The sequence below is a fragment of the Arthrobacter sp. CAU 1506 genome (genome assembly GCF_005047635.1).
In the GTDB taxonomy this organism is placed as follows: domain Bacteria; phylum Actinomycetota; class Actinomycetes; order Actinomycetales; family Micrococcaceae; genus Crystallibacter.
In genome coordinates this window covers 186845-204924 of record NZ_SUKC01000002.1, presented here as the reverse complement: position 1 = coordinate 204924, position 18080 = coordinate 186845, and the positions used below count along the sequence as shown (strand labels likewise).

Genomic DNA, 18080 nt, shown 5'->3' with positions numbered 1-18080 from the left:
TGCCTGAGGGGCAACGTCGAGGCGATTACCTGGAGGTGGACACCGTGGACATGCGGTTGAGTTCGGATCCTCACGGGTCCGCATGGCTGCGGGCAGCCATGCCCGGGCCAAGGAGGCCCTGATGAGTGCCGCCGATTCTTCAGACGGTCGCGCCAGCGCTTCGGGGCTGCCCGCGGCCAAGCCTCCCGCCGCCGCCTACATCTCGTGGGTCGCGCTGGCGCTCATGACCACGGCTTCGGTAGCCAGTCTGCGGCCTTCGCCGACCATGGCGGTCTACGGACTGGCAGCGGTCTTCCTGTACCTTGTACCGGCGATTGTCTTCCTGCTGCCGACCTCGCTGGTCTCGGCGGAGCTGGCATCGGGGTGGAAGGGCGGCGTCTACAACTGGGTCGCCACCGGCATCTCGAAGCCCATGGGCTTCCTTGCCGTTTGGTGCCAGTTCGCGATGACCATCTTCTACTATCCGACCCTGCTCGGGTTTGTGGCATCCACGCTCGCCTACGTGATCAACCCCGAGCTCGCGAGCAGCGGGCCGTGGACTGCGCTGGTGATCGTGGTCTGCTACTGGTCGGGCGTGCTCATCTCGTCCCGAGGCACCAAGGGCGTCGCGGGCCTTGCCGGTGCCGGCCTGATCATCGGAACGCTTATTCCCGGCACCCTGTTGGTGCTGCTCGGCGCCGTCTTCCTCGGCCAAGGAAATCCGTCCGCCGCCCCCATGACCGCAGCCAACTTCTTCCCGGAGTGGGCCGGCCTCGCGAGCTTGGTGCTCATTGTCAACAACTTCCTGTCCTACAGCGGCATGGAGATGAATGCGGTCCATGTGTCGTCGTTGCGCCGGCCGGACAAGGAGTTCCCGAAAGCGATCTTCCTTGCGATGGGCTTGGTGCTGCTGATCTTCATCCTGCCCGCACTGGCCATCAGCTGGATCGTGCCGGCCGATCAGCTCTCGCTCACGGCGGGCGTCATGCAGGCGTTCGACGCGGTCCTCGCGGTGTTCAACTGGCAATGGCTCACCCCGATCATCGGCATCGCGCTGGTATCCGCCTCGCTTGGCGGCATGCTGACCTGGCTGGCCGGGCCATCGAAGGGCCTGTTGCTCATCTCGCGCCAGGAAGGGTACCTTCCCCCGTTCCTGCAGAAGCTGAACAAGAACGGCGTGCAGCAGAACCTGTTGGTGACGCAGGGCATCGTCACCACGGTGATCGCCCTCGGCTATGCGCTCATCCCCAGCGTGTCGAGCGCATACTGGATCTTCTCGGTGATCACCACCCAGGTGTACCTGATCATGTACCTGCTGATGTTCGTGGCGGCCGTGCGGTTGCGCCGCAGCCACCCGGACCACCCACGGGGGTACAGGGCACCCATGCTTGTCAGTCTCTGCGGCGTCGGGTTCGCGGCCTCGCTGGCCGCCCTCCTCGTCGGTTTCATTCCGCCGTCGCAGTTTGGTGGTGGCAATCCGTTGATCTACTTGGTGATCGTCGGCGGCGGGGCGCTCGGCCTCGGGCTGCTCATACCGTGGCTGTTCTACCGGCTCCGAAAGCCGTCGTGGAAGCTGCCGGATGCCGCCAGTGAGTCGGAGGGAGCGGCGACATGAGTACGGGAGCCGAGCAGCAGAGCCCCCGCCAGCGATCGGTGCTCTACGTGGTGGTGGCGGTAGTCCTGGTGATCCTTGCCGTGTGGGCGGTGATCGCGTTCAGCAGCGCACGCGAGAGCCAGCGGGCTGAGGAGAAAGCCACCGAACTTGTTCAGGTGCTCCACGAAGCCGGTGCGACCGCTACGCCGGCGCCGGAAGTCGTGGCCCGTGTGCTGGGCGACGATGGAGGCGCAGTGTGCGCTGACCCCAATCGGGCACTCAGCCGCGCAACGCTTTACGGACTGCTCACGAACGGTGCGAGTGGGCCGGGCATCCGCCCGGTCTTGGTGGACAACGCCGTCTTCCGGGGTCAGCTGGCGATCATCAAGGTGTATTGCCCCGATGAGCTGGAAGAATTCCAGCAGGTCGTCGAAAACCTCGCCACGACAGGCTCGGCGAACGGATGACCGTGGACTTGCATGCTCGGATCAGCGAAATGATGGCCACCGTACAAGCGGAGCTCGCGGAACTTGTGGCCATGAAATCGGTGGCCGACCCGCGCCAGTTTCCGCCTGAGGAATGCACCCGGGCTGCCGAGTGGGTACGCGACAAGTTCACCGAACTCGGTTTCGCCGACGCGCGTCTTGAACTGACCCCGGACGGGAGCCAGGCAGTGGTCGGGCAGCGCATCGCTGCCGATCCGGATGCCCCCACGGTCTTGCTGTATGCGCACTACGATGTACAGCCGCCACTGGACGAGTCCGCGTGGCGTACGCCGCCGTTCGAGCTCACCGAGGTCGACGGTCGGTGGTATGGACGTGGGGCAGCGGACTGCAAAGGCAACATCGTCATGCACCTGCTGGCGCTGCGGGCGCTCGGCGACGACATTCCCGTGAACCTGAAACTCGTCGCCGAGGGTTCGGAGGAGCAGGGCACGGGCGGGCTGGAGTCTTTCGTGGAAGCCAACCCGGATGTGCTGCGGGCGGACACGATCCTGGTCTGCGACACCGGCAACGCAGCGGTCGGTCGGCCCGCCGCGACCGTCAGCCTGCGGGGCATGGCGAACGTGGTTGTCACCGTGCAGGCTCTCGCGTCCGAAGTCCACTCCGGGATGTTCGGTGGACCGGCCCCGGACGCCTTGGCGGCCCTGATCGAAACGCTCGCCGGCCTCCGCGACGAGAAAGGGAACACGACGATCGAGGGACTCGACGCGACCCGGTCCTGGCACGGCGAGCCGTATCCGGCCGAGCAGTTCCGCACCGACGCCGGCGTGCTCGAGGGAGTGGAGTTGCTCGGGGACGGAACGGTTTCGGACATGCTGTGGTCCCGGCCTGCCGTGACCGTGCTGGGCATTGACTGCCCTCCGGTGACGGGCTCGTCAGCTGCGATCGTGCCGCGCGCCGCCGCCCGGCTTAATCTACGAATACCGCCGGGCACCGATGCCAACGAGGCCCACGACGCGTTGGTCGCGCAGTTGCGCGGTGCCGTCCCTTGGGGCGTGACCGTCGACGTGTGGACCGAAGCGGTCGGCTCGCCGTTCGAGGCTTCCACCGACGGGCCGGGGTTCCGGGCGATGGGCGCTGCGATGCAGGAAGCGTACGGCACGGCAATGACCATGCTCGGCCAGGGTGGGTCCATCCCTTTGTGCAATGTGCTCGCGGACACGTATCCGGAGGCGGAGATCATCCTGATGGGTGTGGAGGAGCCGCTCGCGCTCATTCATGCTCCGAACGAAAGCGTTGACCCGGCCGAAATCGAACACCTCGCGCTGAGTTTGGCGTTGTTCCTGCGCGGCTACGGCGCCGAAGTCCGGTAAACCGTGAGCACCGGCTCCGGTCTCCGTTAGGCCATCAGTGGCACGGCGGATTACAATGGAGTGCCTACCCGCATCCGGGCACGGCGCTGGCTGTCCGATATTAGGCCCAGGTTCCATGTAATCCACGGAAGAGTAATCCCGCATGTCTGAAACCACCACATCGACGCAGAGCGCCGTTCGCAGCGACCTTCGCAACGTCGCCATCGTAGCCCACGTCGACCATGGTAAGACCACGCTCGTGGACGCCATGTTGAGGCACACCGGTGCCTTCTCCACCCACGGCGAGACCGAAGAGCGCGTGATGGACTCCGGGGAGTTGGAACGCGAAAAGGGCATCACCATCCTGGCCAAGAACACCACTGTGTTCTACTCCGGCCCGTCCGCCCAGGGCGAGACCATCACCATCAACGTGATCGACACTCCGGGCCACGCCGATTTCGGTGGCGAGGTGGAGCGCGGACTGTCCATGGTGGACGGCGTGGTCCTGCTGGTGGACGCTTCGGAGGGTCCGCTGCCGCAGACCCGCTTCGTGCTGCGTAAGGCCCTGGCAGCCAAGCTTCCGGTGGTGCTGGTGGTCAACAAGACCGACCGCCCGGACGCTCGCATCGACGCCGTCGTTGCCGAGGCGATGGACCTGCTGCTGGGCTTGGCCTCCGACTTGGCCGACGAAGTTCCGGACTTGGATCTGGACGCCGTCCTCAACGTCCCCGTGGTCTACGCTTCCGGCAAGGCCGGCCGCGCGTCGCTGACCCAGCCTGCCGACGGCGCCCTGCCGGAGGACGAGGACCTGGAGCCGCTGTTCGCCACCATCATGGAGCACGTCCCTGCCCCGTCCTACAACCCGGACGGCGTGCTGCAGGCCCACGTGACCAACCTTGACGCTTCCCCGTTCCTGGGCCGCCTGGCCCTGCTGCGCATCTACAACGGCACCCTGCAGAAGGGCCAGACCGTGGCCTGGGCCCGCCAGGACGGCCAGCTGAAGAATGTGCGGATCTCCGAACTGCTGGCCACCAAGGGCCTGTCGCGGGTTCCGGCGGAATCGGCCGGCCCGGGCGAGATTGTCGCCGTCGCCGGCATCGAAGACATCACCATCGGTGAAACCCTGACCGACGCCGAGGACCCGCAGCCGCTGCCGCTCATCACCGTGGACGATCCGGCTATCTCGATGACCATCGGTATTAACACCTCGCCGCTGGCCGGCCGGGTCAAGGGCGCCAAGGTCACGGCCCGCCAGGTCAAGGATCGGCTGGACAAGGAACTGATCGGCAACGTTTCGCTGAAGGTGTTGCCGACCGAGCGCCCGGACGCCTGGGAGGTCCAGGGCCGCGGTGAGCTGGCACTGGCCATCCTGGTGGAGCAGATGCGCCGCGAAGGCTTCGAGCTGACCGTGGGCAAGCCCCAGGTGGTCACCAAGACCATCGACGGAAAGGTCCACGAGCCGATGGAGCACATGACCATCGACGTACCCGAGGACTACCTCGGCGCGGTGACCCAGTTGCTGGCCGCCCGCAAGGGCCGGATGACCAACATGGCCAACCACGGCACCGGTTGGGTCCGGATGGAATTCATCGTGCCGGCCCGCGGCCTGATCGGGTTCCGCACCCGGTTCATGACCGACACCAGGGGCGCCGGCATTGCCGCATCCATTTCCGAGGGCTACGAACCGTGGGCCGGGCCGATCGAGTACCGCACGAACGGCTCGATGGTGGCCGACCGGTCAGGCGTGGTCACTCCTTTCGCGATGATCAACCTGCAGGAGCGCGGCTCCTTCTTCGTCCAGCCCACGTCAGAGGTCTACGAAGGCATGATCGTCGGCGAGAACTCGCGTGCCGATGACATGGACGTGAACATCACCAAGGAAAAGAAGCTCACCAACATGCGTGCCGCTTCCTCCGACAGCTTCGAGAACCTCACCCCGCCGCGGAACCTCACGCTGGAAGAGTCGCTCGAATTCGCCCGCGAGGACGAGTGCGTCGAGGTCACCCCGGAGGCGATCCGCATCCGCAAGGTGGTCCTCGATGCCAACGAACGGCTGAAGGTCGCCCGTGCGCGCGCCAGGGCCTAACGCCAGGGCATAAACTGGACCGTATGACAGAGCAGAGGCAACCCGCCGGAGACCACGGCGGGTTGCCTTCCGCTGTTAATCAACCTTCCGCTGTTAACCAACCTGGCCCGGCGCCGGAACGGCGTGAAGCACGACGGCGGCGTACCCCCTTCCATGGCTGGGGCGCCGCTGTCTTCGGCGCGGTCGCGATAGCGGTCGTGGGGACCGCCCTGCACTCGCAAATTCTCTACGCCCAGGACGCCAGCTATCCGTGGGGGGCCGCAGCGGCTTTGCTGTTTGCCCTGGCGGTGATGGTCTGGGCCGGGCTCAAGGCGCGCAATGTGATGATCGCCGGGCTCACGGGGGTTCTCGCGTATGTCCTCGTCGGGCTGATGGCCTTGGCGCCGGGAACCGAGCCTCTGATTGTCACGGGGACGTCAGCCCCGGTGGAGTTGCCGATTGCCATGGCCGGCCGGATCTGGATGATCGGGCTGGTCCCGGCCACGTTGGCGGCGATGCTGGTCTGCATCTGGGCGCTGAAACCGCGGCGGACCAAAGCCTGATTCCATCCTCAGCGGCCGGGTTCACCCTTGGCGCGCTGGATTCCATCCGCACGCCGGGCTGATTCCATCTCCAAGCCAACCCGATTCCAGCCCGGGCGGGCGGCGCTCAGTTGGCTGTTCGGTCCACGTGGTGGGCCAGGAAAATTGAGGTAGCGGTCCCGTCCTCGTCCGCGGGCAGCATCGCGTATTCCTCGAAGATGGCACGGATCTTCGCCAGCATCTCCTTGCGGTGCGCGTCGTTGAGTTTGATGCCCATCCGCGTCGTTTCGATCTCGTCCGGGGCCAGCCCCTCGATTTCCTGCAAGAAGGTCTCCACCAGCACCGGCGCAGCGTCCGGCATCTTGGCGCCCCAGGACATCCGCGTGGCGCGGTAGGGGACTTCCTTGGCGCCGCGGTTGCCCTTGCGGGGCTCCTCGGCCTCCAGGAAGCCGGTGTTGAGCAGCGTGCGCACATGATGCAGTGAAGTGGCCGGATTCAGTCCGAGCAGCTCTGCGATCTCCTTGTTGGTCCGGGACCGGTGCAGGCAGAGCCGAAGAATACGCAGCCTGACCGGCGAGCTGAGCGCCCGCCCGGTGGCTTGCAGGTCCTGATCCGTAGGCATGAATCCAGCATACGACACCACCGGCATATTGATTGACTTTCCCCAATCGCTGACTGAGACTGTGACGGTGACCGAGCCGCCCGCCCCGCCTGCTGCCGCCGCCCCGCCGGAAGCCGAAGCTTCCGCGCTGCGCCAAGCACCGCCGTCGTTATGGCGGGACCGGAACTTCGCCGCCTTCTGGTCCGCCCAAAGCATCAGCCAGTTCGGGGTCCAGATTGGCCATCTGGCCATGCCGGTGCTTGCGGTGGTCATCCTTGGTGCCAGCGAGTTCCAGGTGGGCGTGCTCAACGCCAGCGCCACCGCGGCCTTTCTGCTGATCGGGCTCCCGGCCGGGGCATGGGTGGACCGCTGGCTGAAGCGACAGGTCATGATCACCGCGGACCTGGTGCGGGCCGCCGCCATGCTGTCCGTCCCGTTGCTGTGGTGGATGGACCTGCTGCACATGTGGCACTTGTACGCGGTGGCCGGCGTACTGGGCATCGCGACGGTGTTCTTCGACGTGGCGTACCAGAGTTACGTGCCGGTGCTGGTCCGCAACGACCAGGTCCCGGATGCCAACTCAAAGCTGGAGAGCACGGCCCAGCTGGCGAGGATGGGCGGGCCGGCTGCCGGCGGCGCCCTGCTGCAGGTGATCGCGGCCCCGCTGCTGTTCCTGGCGGACACCGTCGGGTACCTTTTCTCGGCGCTGTTCCTGGCCCGCACCCGAGACCGCGAAGCGCGTGCGCCGCGGCACGACCGGAGGCCGCTGGCGGTGGAGATCAAGGAAGGACTCGGCTTCGTGGTGCGGCATCCGCTGATCAGCCGGATCGCCGCCTGCACCGGCCTCACGAACTTCTTTGCGGGCTTGGCGGCTACGCTGTTTCCCCTCCTGGTGCTGCGCGAGCTGGGCCTGGGCGCGGGAGCGCTGGGGCTGGTCTATTCTGTGGCTGCCGCCGGGGGACTGCTGGGCGCGGTGGCGGCGCCGCGACTGGCCAAGTTGACCGGTGAGGGAGCCCTGATCCCGCTGGCCAGCCTTGCCTCGGCGGTGTTCCTGATGGCCATGCCGTTGTCGGTGCTCATGCCGGATGAAGCATGGGCGCTGATCCTCTTGGTGGTGGGCGAGGCGGGCCTTTCCTTCTGCTCGCTGGTCTACAACGTCATGCAGGTGACCATGCGCCAGCGGGTGTGCCCGCCGCGGCTGTTGGGACGAATGAACGCTTCGATCCGGTTCCTGGTGTACGGTGTGTTGCCGCTCTCCGGGCTGCTCGCCGGCGTGCTGGGCCACGCCATCGGATTGGTGCCGACGCTGTGGATCGGCGTCGCCGGGACCTTGCTCGCGGCGGTGCCGGTGCTGTTCTCCCCGCTCTGGACTTTGCGCCGGCTGCCGGACAGCTACGAGGGCTGACGTCCTGCCCGCGGCCCTGCCGGACAGCTACGAGGGCTGACGTCCTGCCCGCGGTCCGCGACGAGGCGGCGCGGGCGGAACCTGTTTGGCGGCTGTCACCGCGGGCAACGGAACAACCACGTCGCCGCGCCGCGCCGTCCTGACCGTGCAGGTGTCCGCATCCACCGCCAGCAGGTCACCCAGCGCGTCCGTGAATCCACCCTCAACCCGGTAGCGGACCACCACCCGCGTCCCGGGAGCAGCCGAGGCCAGAAACGCGGCAGGAGCTGAAGGAGTAGCGGGTATCACGTGACCATCCTAGGGGTGCGGCCTCCGGCTGGGGAGATAATGGTCCCAAGCGATACGCTAGGGCTAACTGTTCAGAAAGGTGCTGACGGAACGTGACGTACGTAATCGCACAGCCGTGCGTGGATGTAAAAGACAAGGCATGTATTGAAGAATGCCCGGTGGACTGTATCTATGAAGGTGAACGGTCCCTGTACATCCATCCCGATGAATGTGTGGACTGCGGTGCGTGCGAACCGGTCTGCCCGGTGGAAGCAATCTACTATGAGGATGACACTCCCGAGGAGTGGGCCGACTACTACAAGGCCAACGTGGAGTTCTTCGACGATCTGGGCTCGCCGGGCGGTGCTGCCAAGCTGGGCAACACCCACAAGGACCACCCGCTGATTGCCGCGCTGCCGCCGCAGAACCAAGACTGAACTCGATGAGTTCTTTCGGCCTGCAGTTGCCGGAGTACCCGTGGGATGCGATGGCACCCTATGCGCGGAAGGCAGCAGAACACCCCGGCGGTGCGGTGAATTTGTCCATCGGCACGCCGGTTGACCCCACCCCGGCCGTCATCCGCGAGGCTTTGGCCGCCGCCGCCGACGCCCCGGGCTATCCGACCACGCACGGCACCGCCGAACTGCGCGAAGCGATCGCGGACTGGTTTGCCCGCCGTCGCAATGTGCCCGGGATGGACCCGGCGGCGATCATGCCCACCGTCGGTTCCAAGGAACTTGTTGCCTGGCTGCCCACGCTGCTGGGACTCGGCGCGGGCGACGTGGTGGTGCGGCCCGTCGTCGCCTATCCCACCTACGACATCGGTGCCATCCTGGCCGGAGCCACCCCGGTGGCTGCCGACAGCCTGGCCGAACTGGATGCGCAGACCAGGAACCGGGTAAAGCTGGTGTGGGTCAACTCGCCGGGAAACCCCACTGGCATTGTCCGCGGCGAGGACGAGCTGCGCGCCCTGGTGGAGGACGCCCGGATGCTGGGCGCCGTCGTCGCTTCCGACGAGTGCTACGCGGAATTGGGCTGGGGCGGATGGGACACGGCGCGTGGCGGACAGATCGTTCCCAGCGTGCTGGATCCGGCAGTGGCGCAGGGCTCGCACCAGGGCCTGCTGTGCACGTATTCGCTCAGCAAGCAGTCCAACCTCGCCGGCTACCGGGCGGCCTTCCTGGCCGGAGATCCGGAGCTGATGCCCAACCTGATCAACAGCCGCAAACACGCAGGCATGATCGTGCCCTTCCCGGTCCAGGCCGCCATGCGGGCGGCGCTGCAGGACGATGCGCACGTGCAGGAGCAAAAGGACCTGTACCGGGCCCGGCGTGAGCGGCTGCTGCCGGCGCTGCAGAAGTTCGGTTTGGAGATCCAGCATTCAGAAGCCGGACTGTACCTGTGGGGAACCGCGGGAGAAGATACCTGGACAACCGTGGGCCGCTTTGCCGAGCTGGGCATGGTGATTGGGCCGGGGGTGTTTTACGGCGAAGCCGGAAAAGGCTACGTCCGGGTGGCGCTGACCGGCAGCGACGAACGGATCGACGCCGCCGTCGAACGGCTTTCCTGACCATGTACGGACGGCCGCCGACTGTGGATGCGAACAAAAATATGGGTCCCGGATTAGATATATCGGTGACTGTGCGGGTAGCGTTTTACCCGAGTATGAGCATGCTCAGTGCTAAAAGCGCCCGGCGTGCCGTAAGCTTCTAAACCTCCTGAAGGGGACTCAATGACTGAGCACACCGGTGCCACGCTGCACTTCGATGGCGGCGAACTCGAACTCCCACGGCTCAAGGCTGCCGAAGGCAACGACGGTTATGACGTATCCAAGCTGCTGAAGCAGACCGGCGCCGTCACGTTCGACCCCGGGTTCATGAACACCGCGGCGACCACTTCCGCCATCACCTACATTGACGGCGACGCCGGTGTGCTCCGCTACCGCGGCTACCCGATCGAACAGCTTGCCGAACACTCATCCTTCCTGGAAGTGTCCTACCTGCTGATCTACGGCGAACTGCCCACTCCCACCGAGCTGGAAACGTTCGACCACAAGATCCGCCGCCACACGCTGCTGCACGAGGAGCTTAAGGGCTTCTTCGGCGGGTTCCCGCGCGATGCGCACCCGATGCCGGTGCTGTCCTCCGCGGTCAGCGCGCTGTCCACCTTCTACCAGGACTCGCTGGATCCGTTTGATGACGAGCAGGTGGAACTGTCCACCATCCGGCTGATGGCCAAGCTGCCGGTGATCGCCGCCTACGCGCACAAGAAGTCCATCGGCCAGGCGCTGCTGTACCCGGACAACTCCATGAACCTGGTGGAGAACTACCTGCGGCTGAGCTTCGGCCTGCCGGCCGAGCCCTACGAGCTGGACCCGACCGTGGTCAAGGCGCTGGACCTGCTGCTGATCCTGCACGCAGACCATGAGCAGAACTGCTCCACCTCCACCGTGCGCTTGGTGGGCAGCTCCAACGCCAACATGTTCGCGTCCGTCTCCGCCGGCATCAACGCCCTGTTCGGACCGCTGCACGGCGGCGCGAACGAGGCCGTGCTGAACATGCTCCGCCAAATCCAGGCCAGCGGCCAGGAGCCGGAGCAGTTCATGGAGAAGGTCAAGAACAAGGAAGCCGGCGTTCGCCTGATGGGCTTCGGGCACCGCGTCTACAAGAACTACGATCCGCGCGCCCGCCTGGTGAAGGCCACCGCGCACGAGATCCTGGGCAAGCTCGGCGGCAACGACGAGCTGCTGGACATCGCCATGCGCCTGGAAGAGAAGGCGCTGGCGGATGACTACTTCATTGAGCGCAAGCTGTACCCGAACGTGGACTTCTACACCGGGCTGATCTACAAGGCGATGGGCTTCCCGGAGAAGATGTTCACCGTGCTGTTCGCCATCGGCCGGCTGCCGGGCTGGATTGCCCAGTGGCGCGAGATGATCAAGGATCCGCAGACGAAGATCGGCCGCCCGCGCCAGCTGTACACGGGCGCCCAGGAGCGCCAGTACCCCGCCCGCTAAACACCCGCGGAGGTCGACCCAGCGAGCGCCAGCGAGCGCTCCCGGTGGTCGACCAAGCGAGCGCCAGCGAGCGCGTGGAGACCATGCCTTAACACCGAACGGCCCCCGGAGCAATCCAGGGGCCGTTCGGCGTTGTCGAGGATTGGGGATCATCGACGCGCTTAGACACCTCGCTCGTTCCTCGCTCGGCGATGCGCGCTTACGATAATCCCCAATCCCCAGTCGACTGCCACCTACCCGATCAGCTGGCGTAGCCGTTGGGGTTGTTCTTCTGCCAGCGCCAGTGGTCCTCGCACATCTGCTCCAGGTTCTTCACTGCCGACCAGCCGAGTTCGGCCAGCGCCGAGGAGGGATCCGCGTAGCTGACGGCCGCGTCGCCGGGACGGCGGTCGGTCAGCTCGTAGGGGATGTCGAACCCGGCGGCCTTGCCGAATGCGGCGAGGACCTCCAGCACGGACGAGCCCTTGCCGGTGCCCAGATTCCAGCGGCGTACCCCGGACCGTTGCGCGATGAAGTCCAGCGCGGCCAAATGCCCGGCCGCCAGGTCCATCACGTGGATGTAGTCGCGCACGCCGGTGCCGTCCGGCGTCGGGTAGTCGCTGCCGAACACCCGGACCTTGTCCCGGCGGCCCACGGCCACTTGGGCCACGAACGGCAGCAGGTTGTTCGGTACGCCGGTCGGATCCTCGCCGATTTGTCCGGACTCATGCGCACCCACCGGATTGAAGTAGCGCAGCAGTGCCACATGCCAGCGGGGGTCGGAGGCGCCCAGATCGGACAGGATGTCCTCGATCTGCTCCTTGGTCCGGCCGTAGGGGTTGATGGCGTCCAGCGGCAGCTTCTCGGTCAACGGGACTTCCTCGGTGGAACCGTACACGGTGGCCGAGGAGCTGAAGACAATGGTGCGAACGTTGTGGGCGTCCATGGCCCGGAGCAGGTTCAGTGTTCCGCCCACGTTGTTGTGGTAGTAGTGCAGCGGTTTTTCCACCGACTCGCCCACGGCCTTCAAACCGGCAAAGTGGATCACCGCGTCCACGGCTTCGGTCTCCAACACCCGGTGCAGGGCAGGCTCATCCAGGAGGTCGACGTGGTGGAACCGTGCTTCCCGGCCGGAAAGCTGCTGGACCCGGCGCAGCGATTCCTGGCTGGAATTGGCCAGATTGTCGAGCACCACTACATCGTGGCCCGCCTCCAAGAGGGCAAGGGTGGTGTGCGAGCCAATGAAGCCGGTTCCTCCGGTGACCAGAATTCTCATGCCTACCAGCTTAGTAGTTCGGCCCAGCCTCCCCGGCCGTGTCCGCGGCCCGCCTGCTGGAGGGGCTGGACAGCAAGGTCTAGAGTTGAGCTACCGGCAGCAGCGGCATCCCGTGCGCAAGCCGCAGCGGGCGCATCAACGCTGCGCTGCTCCCGCCGACGCGAGCGAAAGGACACGGACCGGATGCACCATACAGGTGGACCGGGGTGGCGGATCACCGCCGACACCTCAGGGCATATGCTGCTGGCCCTGTATCTTCGCGACGTCGCCGGTCTCACCGGAGCCGGATCACCTGCGGTCTCACCCGTGGTGCCCGCCGTCCGTACGGCTGATCCGCGCCAACTGACCGCCAACGTCGGCGGCCCCTCCGCCTTGCGCGGCGAATGGGAGCAGTGGTGGGCGGACTTGGTTCGCGACCGTCCGGGAAACGCCGCGAAACTGACACCGCCGTCGTTCTCCGCCTTTACCGGCAGTCCGGCCTTGCAGCGGCTGCTGCAAGCCCACTTCGGTGCGGCGATGAGTTGGTCGCGAGCCAGGATGGCCGAGTACTCAAAGATGGCTCAGGAACGGGAAGCCAAGGGCAAGGCGGGACTGGTCCGTGAACTGGTGCAGGACCGGGAGATGGAGCTGGGACGCGCGGCGCGGTCGTTCGAGTTGAAGTTGATCGAGCTTCCGCTGGGCGAGCCCCGCGCGTGGTTCGTGGAGCCGGACCGGATCCTGATGTCCCAGACGCTGATGGACGACGAGACCACGTTCCGCAGCTACGTGCAGCCGATCGTTGAGCTTGTGGTGTAGCGCCGCCCGGGTGGTTCAGGCCGCCGCGGAGCCTTGCGCCACCGTGACCACCACATAGCCGGCGTCGGTATTGGCAGCGACCCAGGCACCGTCGTCGCGCTGCCAGCTCAGGCCCGCGTAGGCCACCGATTCGAGGTTCAGCTGCTTCGCCGACGCGACGGCCCACTGTGCAACAGCCCACCCCCGCTCATCGGCCGCGGCCACCCGGAGCTCGCGTCCGGCGACCGCCGCGTCCAAACCGGGATGGACTGCGGCCAACTGTTCCAGCACCGCGGTCGGGTCGCCGGACGTCTCCGCGTCCTTGAGGACGCAGTTCAGGGCGGCAGGGGAGTGGCCGGTCAATGCCGAGGCGAAGGCCTTGGCTTCGGCCTCATGGTCGGCGTAGGCCATGGGATAGGCGCTGCGCTGGACGGTCTGGGCTGCGTCGGTTACCGGCATCGACTCATAATCCGGAACCTTTTCGAGCACTTCGTAAAACTTGTTCGCCGCATACACCGGGTCCTGGACCTGTTCTTCGGTGCCCCAGCCCTGCGACGGCCGCTGCTGGAACAAGCCGCGCGAGTCGGGGCCGGCATGGTCGCCATAGTCAATATTGCGCAGCTTGGACTCCTGGATGGCCGTCGCCAGGGCGATCGACGCCGCGCGCGCCGGCAGCCCGCGCTCGATCGAGATCCCGGAGATCAGCGCGGCGTTCGCGGCCTGGTCAGGTGCCAGCTCAAAGCTGTCCGGCCCGACGACGGCGACGCACCGCTCCCTGACCAGGGTCTGGCTGCGGTCAATCTCGGTGGCGGCGAAGTAGACGGCAGCGCCGACCAGGGCAAGCAGCACGAGCAGGCTGAGAAGGCTTCGTCTCCGGCGGGTGCGCGCTGCCCTGGTCATGGCGGTGGCGTGGCGGTGCTGTTAGTTGGCGTGCAGGACCGCGTTGAGCTCGACGCTCTGACCCTTGCGCGGCAGGACTTCCACTGCTCCGCTGGTGGAGTTGCGGCGGAACAGCAGACTGGACAGGCCGGACAGTTCGATGGCCTTGACCTGGCGGTGGTCGCCGCTGGCCACGTCAAGGAGGCTGACCCGCGTCCCGGCGGTGACGTAAAGGCCGGCTTCGACGACGCAATCGTCGCCGATGCTGATCCCGACGCCGGAATTGGCGCCCAGCAAGACACGCTCACCGATGCTGATCCGTTCCTTGCCGCCGCCGGACAGCGTGCCCATGATCGAAGCGCCGCCGCCGACGTCGGAACCGTCCGCCACGACGACGCCGGCAGAAATGCGGCCCTCCACCATGGACGTTCCCAGCGTGCCGGCGTTGAAGTTGACGAAGCCTTCATGCATCACGGTGGTGCCGGCGGCCAGATGCGCGCCCAGCCGGACACGGTCGGCGTCGGCAATCCGCACGCCGGACGGAATCACGTAGTCGACCATGCGCGGGAACTTGTCCACGCCGTACACCGTCACCTGCCCCCGGCGGCGCAGACGGCGGCGTACGGATTCGAAGCCTTCCACGGCGCACGGACCGAAGTTGGTCCACACCACATTGGCCAACTGGCCGAAGACGCCGTCCATGTTCAGCGAATTCGGTTCGACGAGGCGGTGGGAGAGCAAATGCAGGCGCAGGTAGGCATCCGCAGTGTCCGCCGGGGGAGCGTCCAGATCGATGCTGCGGCTGAGCACCTCAAGACGGGTGCCGCGATCGGCGTCGGCGCTGTCGGCGGCATCGGCCGCAAGGTCGTTTTCGGCGTCCTGGCCAGCCGGAGGGGTGCCCAAGGCCGGGGCGGGGTACCAGACGTCCAGGACGGTGCCGGCGTCGGTGACGGTGGCCAGGCCGGTGCCGTGAGCGGTGCGGGGAGCGGTTGCGGGCGTGGTGGTGCTCTCAGTCATGGGTTCAAGTCTACCGAGCGCACCCGAGGCATCCGCACGTTGAGGGTGCCGCGGGTCGGGCTGACTAAGCTGGGGAAGTGACTTCAACCATCGCCTTGGACCTGACCGCCGATGTCGCCGAACTGACTGCCGCGCTGATCGATATTAATAGTGTTTCCGGGAATGAAACGGCACTGGCCGACGCCGTCGAGCACGCCTTGCGCACCCTGCCGCACCTGGAGGTGGTCCGGGACGGCGACGCCATGGTGGCCCGCACCCAGTTGGGCCGGGCGGAGCGGGTGATCCTCGCCGGGCACCTAGACACGGTACCGCTGCCGAGCGTGGCAGGCTCGCGCGGCACCGTCCCGTCGGAGTGGGACGGCTCGGTGCTCTACGGACGCGGTGCTACCGACATGAAGGGCGGGGTAGCCGTGCAACTGGCTTTGGCCGCCGAGCTCACCGCACCGGGCCGGGACGTCACCTACGTGTTCTACGACCACGAGGAAGTGGAAGCATCGCTGAGCGGCCTGGGCCGATTGGTGCGCAACCACCCGCAGTTGCTGCAGGGCGACTTCGCGATCCTGCTGGAACCAACCGACGGCACGGTGGAGGGCGGCTGCAACGGCACCGCCCGGTTCGAGGCCAGCACCGTCGGACAAGCGGCACATTCGGCACGGGCGTGGATGGGGGTCAACGCCATCCACGCCGCCGCGGACATCCTGGGCCGGCTCCGTGACCATGAGCCGGCCACCGTGACCGTGGACGGGCTGGAGTACCGCGAGAGCCTGAACGCCGTGAAGATCAATGGCGGCACCGCCGGAAATGTCATTCCGGACAGCACAACGGTGGAAATCAACTACCGGTTCGCCCCGGACAAGACGCCCGAGGACGCCGAGCTGTACGTACGCAACCTGCTGGACGGCTATACCGTGGTGCGCACCGACGCCGCGGCGGGGGCCCGCCCCGGCCTGAACCACCCAGCCGCCGCCGACTTTGTTGCCGCCGTGGGCGCTGAGCCGAAGCCCAAGTACGGCTGGACCGACGTGGCACGCTTCAGCGAGTTGGGCATTCCGGCGGTCAACTTCGGCCCCGGCGATGCGCTGCTGGCCCATACCGACAACGAACACGTGCCGGCGGAGGCGATTCGTGAATGCCTGGCCGCGCTCCGGCGGTGGTTGGCGGACTGACCGTCCGGGCCGGGCTGGGGCCGTCGGTCCGCCCGTGGATGGTCGATCCGGCTGCGGATTTAACGAGGAAGGGGAGGATACATAGGCATCCTCCCCTTCCTTTCAGCGCTCTCTCAGCACTGAAGCCAGGCTGCGTCAGACCTTGACGGCCATCGGCTGGGTGGTCAGCGGCTCGGCCTTGCCTGAGGTCCGGCTGCTCAGGAACCTGGAGAGCCAGTTGGCGACCCAGGACAAGGTGAAGTTGATGATGATGAACAGCACGGCCGCGACGGTCAGCGCCTGCAGGATCGGACCGGCAGAGCCGTAGATCTGCAGGGACCGCAGCAGTTCCGCGTAGCTGATGATGTAGCCGAGGGCGGAGTCCTTCAAGATCACCACGAACTGGCTGACCAAGGCAGGCAGCATGGCTACCAGCGCCTGCGGCAATTCGATGTTCCGCAGCGACTGGCCACGGGTCATGCCGATGGCCATGCCTGCTTCACGCTGTCCCTTGGGCAGGCCGAACACGCCGGACCGCACCAGTTCGGCGATGACCGAACCGTTGTACAACGTCAACGCCACCACGACGGCGTAGAACGGAATGTCTGCGGGGTTGCCGACCTGCAACTGGCCAAACAGCAGCCAGAAGAAAATCATCATCAGCAGCACGGGGACGGCCCGCAGGAATTCAACGATTACGCCGCAGAGCGAGCGAAGCGTGGCGTTCGAGGACAGCCGGCCCACGCCAAAGAGCAACCCGAAGACCACCGAGGTGACGATGGCGACGGCGGCAGCTTTGAAGGTGTTGATCAGGCCCGGCAGGATGGTGAACTCCCAGACCTCGGCGGTCAGGAAGGGGGACCATAGTTCGGGCGCCAACTGGCCTTTTTCATTGAGGGTCTTCAGCAGGAAGAACGCCGCGGCAATGAAAATCAAGATCCCGACGATGTTGGTGATCGTAATTCGCGAACGTGCCTTGGGCCCGGGCGCGTCGAAGAGGACGCTTTGCCTGGTGGTCATCGTGTCACCGCCAATTTCGTGGAGAGCCAAGTGGTCAGCAGGCCGACGGGGATCACGAGGATCACGAAACCGGCGGCGAAGGTGGCGAAAATGGCGAGGATGACGTCCGGCCGGAATTCGATCATGGTCTTCATCAGACCGGCTGCTTCGATGACCGACGCTGCCGCTGCCACCGTGGTGTTCTTGATCAGGGCGATGAGCGTGTTGCCGAGCGGAGCAATCGCGCCGCGGAAGGCCTGCGGCAGGATGATCATCCGTGCCGCCGGCAGGAAACTGAGGCCGATGGCGCGTGCTGCTTCGGCCTGCCCCAGCGGGACGGTGTTGACACCACTGCGGATCGCTTCACAGACGAAGGCGGCGTGGTAGACGGACAAGCCGACGATGGCCCAGAGGAAGAAGTTGAAGTTGAAGTCGCTGGAAAGGTTGATCTGCAACTGGAACACCATGACCAGGATGCAAAAGGTCATGATGATGGTCAGTGGCGTGTTGCGGAAGATGTTGACGTACGTCGCGCCTGCCCAGCGGAAGCTGGGGACGGGAGAGATCCGCATCAGTGCCAGGACAGTGCCAAGCACCGCGGACCCCAGTGCGGCCCAGAAAGCGAGCTGGATATTGACCCAGAAGGCTCCGATAACGTCATAGCTCTCCAGCGCCGTCAAGTAGCTCTGGAAATACTCGGACAAACTGTCCATCCCCTTTCGGTGGGAAGAGGCAAGTCTGTGGGGC

The 18080-nt window shown here is 66.0% G+C and carries 18 protein-coding genes; 11 read left to right on the top strand and 7 right to left on the bottom strand.

Annotated elements, in window-relative coordinates:
• The first annotated feature begins 121 nt into the window (after nucleotides 1-121).
• From E4J89_RS03620 to E4J89_RS03600, 5 genes are all read left to right on the top strand, one after another.
• Complete coding sequence (locus tag E4J89_RS03620) at nucleotides 122-1594, top strand: APC family permease (protein WP_136784739.1); 1473 nt, start codon at nucleotides 122-124, stop codon at nucleotides 1592-1594.
• On the top strand, nucleotides 1591-2040 hold the full coding sequence (locus E4J89_RS03615; protein ID WP_136784738.1) for a hypothetical protein: 450 nt from the start codon (nucleotides 1591-1593) through the stop codon (nucleotides 2038-2040). Before E4J89_RS03620 ends, E4J89_RS03615 begins: the two co-directional genes overlap by 4 nt.
• A gap of 2 nt (nucleotides 2041-2042) precedes the next feature.
• Nucleotides 2043-3389 (top strand): dipeptidase, encoded by a 1347-nt coding sequence (locus E4J89_RS03610; protein ID WP_136784737.1) that lies wholly within the window; start codon nucleotides 2043-2045, stop codon nucleotides 3387-3389.
• Between the two features lie 142 nt (nucleotides 3390-3531).
• Nucleotides 3532-5454 carry a translational GTPase TypA gene (typA, locus tag E4J89_RS03605; RefSeq protein ID WP_136784736.1) on the top strand — a complete coding sequence of 641 codons (1923 nt, stop codon included), beginning with the start codon at nucleotides 3532-3534 and terminating at the stop codon, nucleotides 5452-5454.
• 197 nt (nucleotides 5455-5651) lie between these two features.
• Nucleotides 5652-5996, top strand: a complete 345-nt coding sequence (locus tag E4J89_RS03600; protein ID WP_136784735.1) for a hypothetical protein — start codon at nucleotides 5652-5654, stop codon at nucleotides 5994-5996.
• Between the two features lie 106 nt (nucleotides 5997-6102).
• Here E4J89_RS03600 and E4J89_RS03595 read toward each other — a convergent pair whose 3' ends face one another.
• The gene (locus tag E4J89_RS03595; protein WP_136784734.1) at nucleotides 6103-6597 is read right to left on the bottom strand and encodes a winged helix-turn-helix domain-containing protein; all 495 of its coding nucleotides are present in this window, start codon (nucleotides 6595-6597) and stop codon (nucleotides 6103-6105) included.
• A gap of 67 nt (nucleotides 6598-6664) precedes the next feature.
• On the opposite strand from E4J89_RS03595, the gene E4J89_RS03590 reads away from it, so the two are divergent.
• Nucleotides 6665-7981, top strand: a complete 1317-nt coding sequence (locus tag E4J89_RS03590) for an MFS transporter (RefSeq protein WP_240691685.1) — start codon at nucleotides 6665-6667, stop codon at nucleotides 7979-7981.
• A gap of 27 nt (nucleotides 7982-8008) precedes the next feature.
• On the opposite strand, the gene E4J89_RS03585 is transcribed toward E4J89_RS03590, so the two are convergent.
• On the bottom strand, nucleotides 8009-8269 hold the full coding sequence (locus tag E4J89_RS03585) for a hypothetical protein (protein ID WP_240691684.1): 261 nt from the start codon (nucleotides 8267-8269) through the stop codon (nucleotides 8009-8011).
• Nucleotides 8270-8361: 92 nt separating this feature from the next.
• On the opposite strand from E4J89_RS03585, the gene fdxA reads away from it, so the two are divergent.
• The 3 genes from fdxA to E4J89_RS03570 all read left to right on the top strand — a co-directional run bounded on the left by fdxA (nucleotide 8362) and on the right by E4J89_RS03570 (nucleotide 11264).
• Nucleotides 8362-8685: a ferredoxin gene (gene fdxA, locus E4J89_RS03580; protein ID WP_127511272.1), complete on the top strand. Its 324-nt coding sequence runs from the start codon at nucleotides 8362-8364 to the stop codon at nucleotides 8683-8685.
• A 5-nt stretch (nucleotides 8686-8690) separates the two neighbouring features.
• Complete coding sequence (dapC, locus tag E4J89_RS03575; protein WP_136784732.1) at nucleotides 8691-9818, top strand: succinyldiaminopimelate transaminase; 1128 nt, start codon at nucleotides 8691-8693, stop codon at nucleotides 9816-9818.
• Between the two features lie 162 nt (nucleotides 9819-9980).
• Nucleotides 9981-11264, top strand: coding sequence for a citrate synthase (locus E4J89_RS03570; RefSeq protein WP_136784731.1), 1284 nt, complete (start codon nucleotides 9981-9983; stop codon nucleotides 11262-11264).
• Between the two features lie 241 nt (nucleotides 11265-11505).
• Here the strand turns inward: E4J89_RS03570 and galE are convergent, their stop codons facing one another.
• On the bottom strand, nucleotides 11506-12519 hold the full coding sequence (gene galE / locus E4J89_RS03565; RefSeq protein ID WP_136784730.1) for a UDP-glucose 4-epimerase GalE: 1014 nt from the start codon (nucleotides 12517-12519) through the stop codon (nucleotides 11506-11508).
• Between the two features lie 183 nt (nucleotides 12520-12702).
• Here galE and E4J89_RS03560 point away from each other — a divergent pair, with 183 nt between their 5' ends.
• A complete protein-coding gene (locus E4J89_RS03560; RefSeq protein WP_136784729.1) occupies nucleotides 12703-13314 on the top strand; it encodes a hypothetical protein in 612 nt (203 codons plus the stop codon).
• 15 nt (nucleotides 13315-13329) lie between these two features.
• Here E4J89_RS03560 and E4J89_RS03555 read toward each other — a convergent pair whose 3' ends face one another.
• Both E4J89_RS03555 and dapD read right to left on the bottom strand, forming a co-directional pair.
• Nucleotides 13330-14193, bottom strand: a complete 864-nt coding sequence (locus E4J89_RS03555; protein ID WP_136784728.1) for a hypothetical protein — start codon at nucleotides 14191-14193, stop codon at nucleotides 13330-13332.
• Nucleotides 14194-14214: 21 nt separating this feature from the next.
• Nucleotides 14215-15189: a 2,3,4,5-tetrahydropyridine-2,6-dicarboxylate N-succinyltransferase gene (gene dapD / locus E4J89_RS03550; protein WP_136784727.1), complete on the bottom strand. Its 975-nt coding sequence runs from the start codon at nucleotides 15187-15189 to the stop codon at nucleotides 14215-14217.
• A 77-nt stretch (nucleotides 15190-15266) separates the two neighbouring features.
• Here dapD and dapE point away from each other — a divergent pair, with 77 nt between their 5' ends.
• Nucleotides 15267-16355, top strand: a complete 1089-nt coding sequence (gene dapE / locus E4J89_RS03545) for a succinyl-diaminopimelate desuccinylase (RefSeq protein ID WP_136784726.1) — start codon at nucleotides 15267-15269, stop codon at nucleotides 16353-16355.
• A gap of 135 nt (nucleotides 16356-16490) precedes the next feature.
• Here dapE and E4J89_RS03540 read toward each other — a convergent pair whose 3' ends face one another.
• Nucleotides 16491-17354: an amino acid ABC transporter permease gene (locus tag E4J89_RS03540; RefSeq protein ID WP_136784725.1), complete on the bottom strand. Its 864-nt coding sequence runs from the start codon at nucleotides 17352-17354 to the stop codon at nucleotides 16491-16493.
• Nucleotides 17351-18046: an ABC transporter permease subunit gene (locus E4J89_RS03535; protein WP_136784724.1), complete on the bottom strand. Its 696-nt coding sequence runs from the start codon at nucleotides 18044-18046 to the stop codon at nucleotides 17351-17353. The genes E4J89_RS03540 and E4J89_RS03535 overlap by 4 nt, the downstream gene beginning before the upstream one ends.
• Between the last annotated feature and the right edge of the window lie 34 nt (nucleotides 18047-18080).

Bases quoted from the DNA above. Each gene is read 5' to 3' on its own strand.
- E4J89_RS03620 (WP_136784739.1), top strand. From the start codon at position 122: ATGAGTGCCGCCGATTCTTCAGACGGTCGCGCCAGCGCTTCGGGGCTG.
- E4J89_RS03615 (WP_136784738.1), top strand. From the start codon at position 1,591: ATGAGTACGGGAGCCGAGCAGCAGAGCCCCCGCCAGCGATCGGTGCTC.
- typA (WP_136784736.1), top strand. From the start codon at position 3,532: ATGTCTGAAACCACCACATCGACGCAGAGCGCCGTTCGCAGCGACCTT.
- E4J89_RS03595 (WP_136784734.1), bottom strand. From the start codon at position 6,597: ATGCCTACGGATCAGGACCTGCAAGCCACCGGGCGGGCGCTCAGCTCG.
- dapC (WP_136784732.1), top strand. From the start codon at position 8,691: ATGAGTTCTTTCGGCCTGCAGTTGCCGGAGTACCCGTGGGATGCGATG.
- E4J89_RS03570 (WP_136784731.1), top strand. From the start codon at position 9,981: ATGACTGAGCACACCGGTGCCACGCTGCACTTCGATGGCGGCGAACTC.
- galE (WP_136784730.1), bottom strand. From the start codon at position 12,519: ATGAGAATTCTGGTCACCGGAGGAACCGGCTTCATTGGCTCGCACACC.
- E4J89_RS03560 (WP_136784729.1), top strand. From the start codon at position 12,703: ATGCACCATACAGGTGGACCGGGGTGGCGGATCACCGCCGACACCTCA.
- E4J89_RS03555 (WP_136784728.1), bottom strand. From the start codon at position 14,193: ATGACCAGGGCAGCGCGCACCCGCCGGAGACGAAGCCTTCTCAGCCTG.
- dapD (WP_136784727.1), bottom strand. From the start codon at position 15,189: ATGACTGAGAGCACCACCACGCCCGCAACCGCTCCCCGCACCGCTCAC.
- E4J89_RS03540 (WP_136784725.1), bottom strand. From the start codon at position 17,354: ATGACCACCAGGCAAAGCGTCCTCTTCGACGCGCCCGGGCCCAAGGCA.
- E4J89_RS03535 (WP_136784724.1), bottom strand. From the start codon at position 18,046: ATGGACAGTTTGTCCGAGTATTTCCAGAGCTACTTGACGGCGCTGGAG.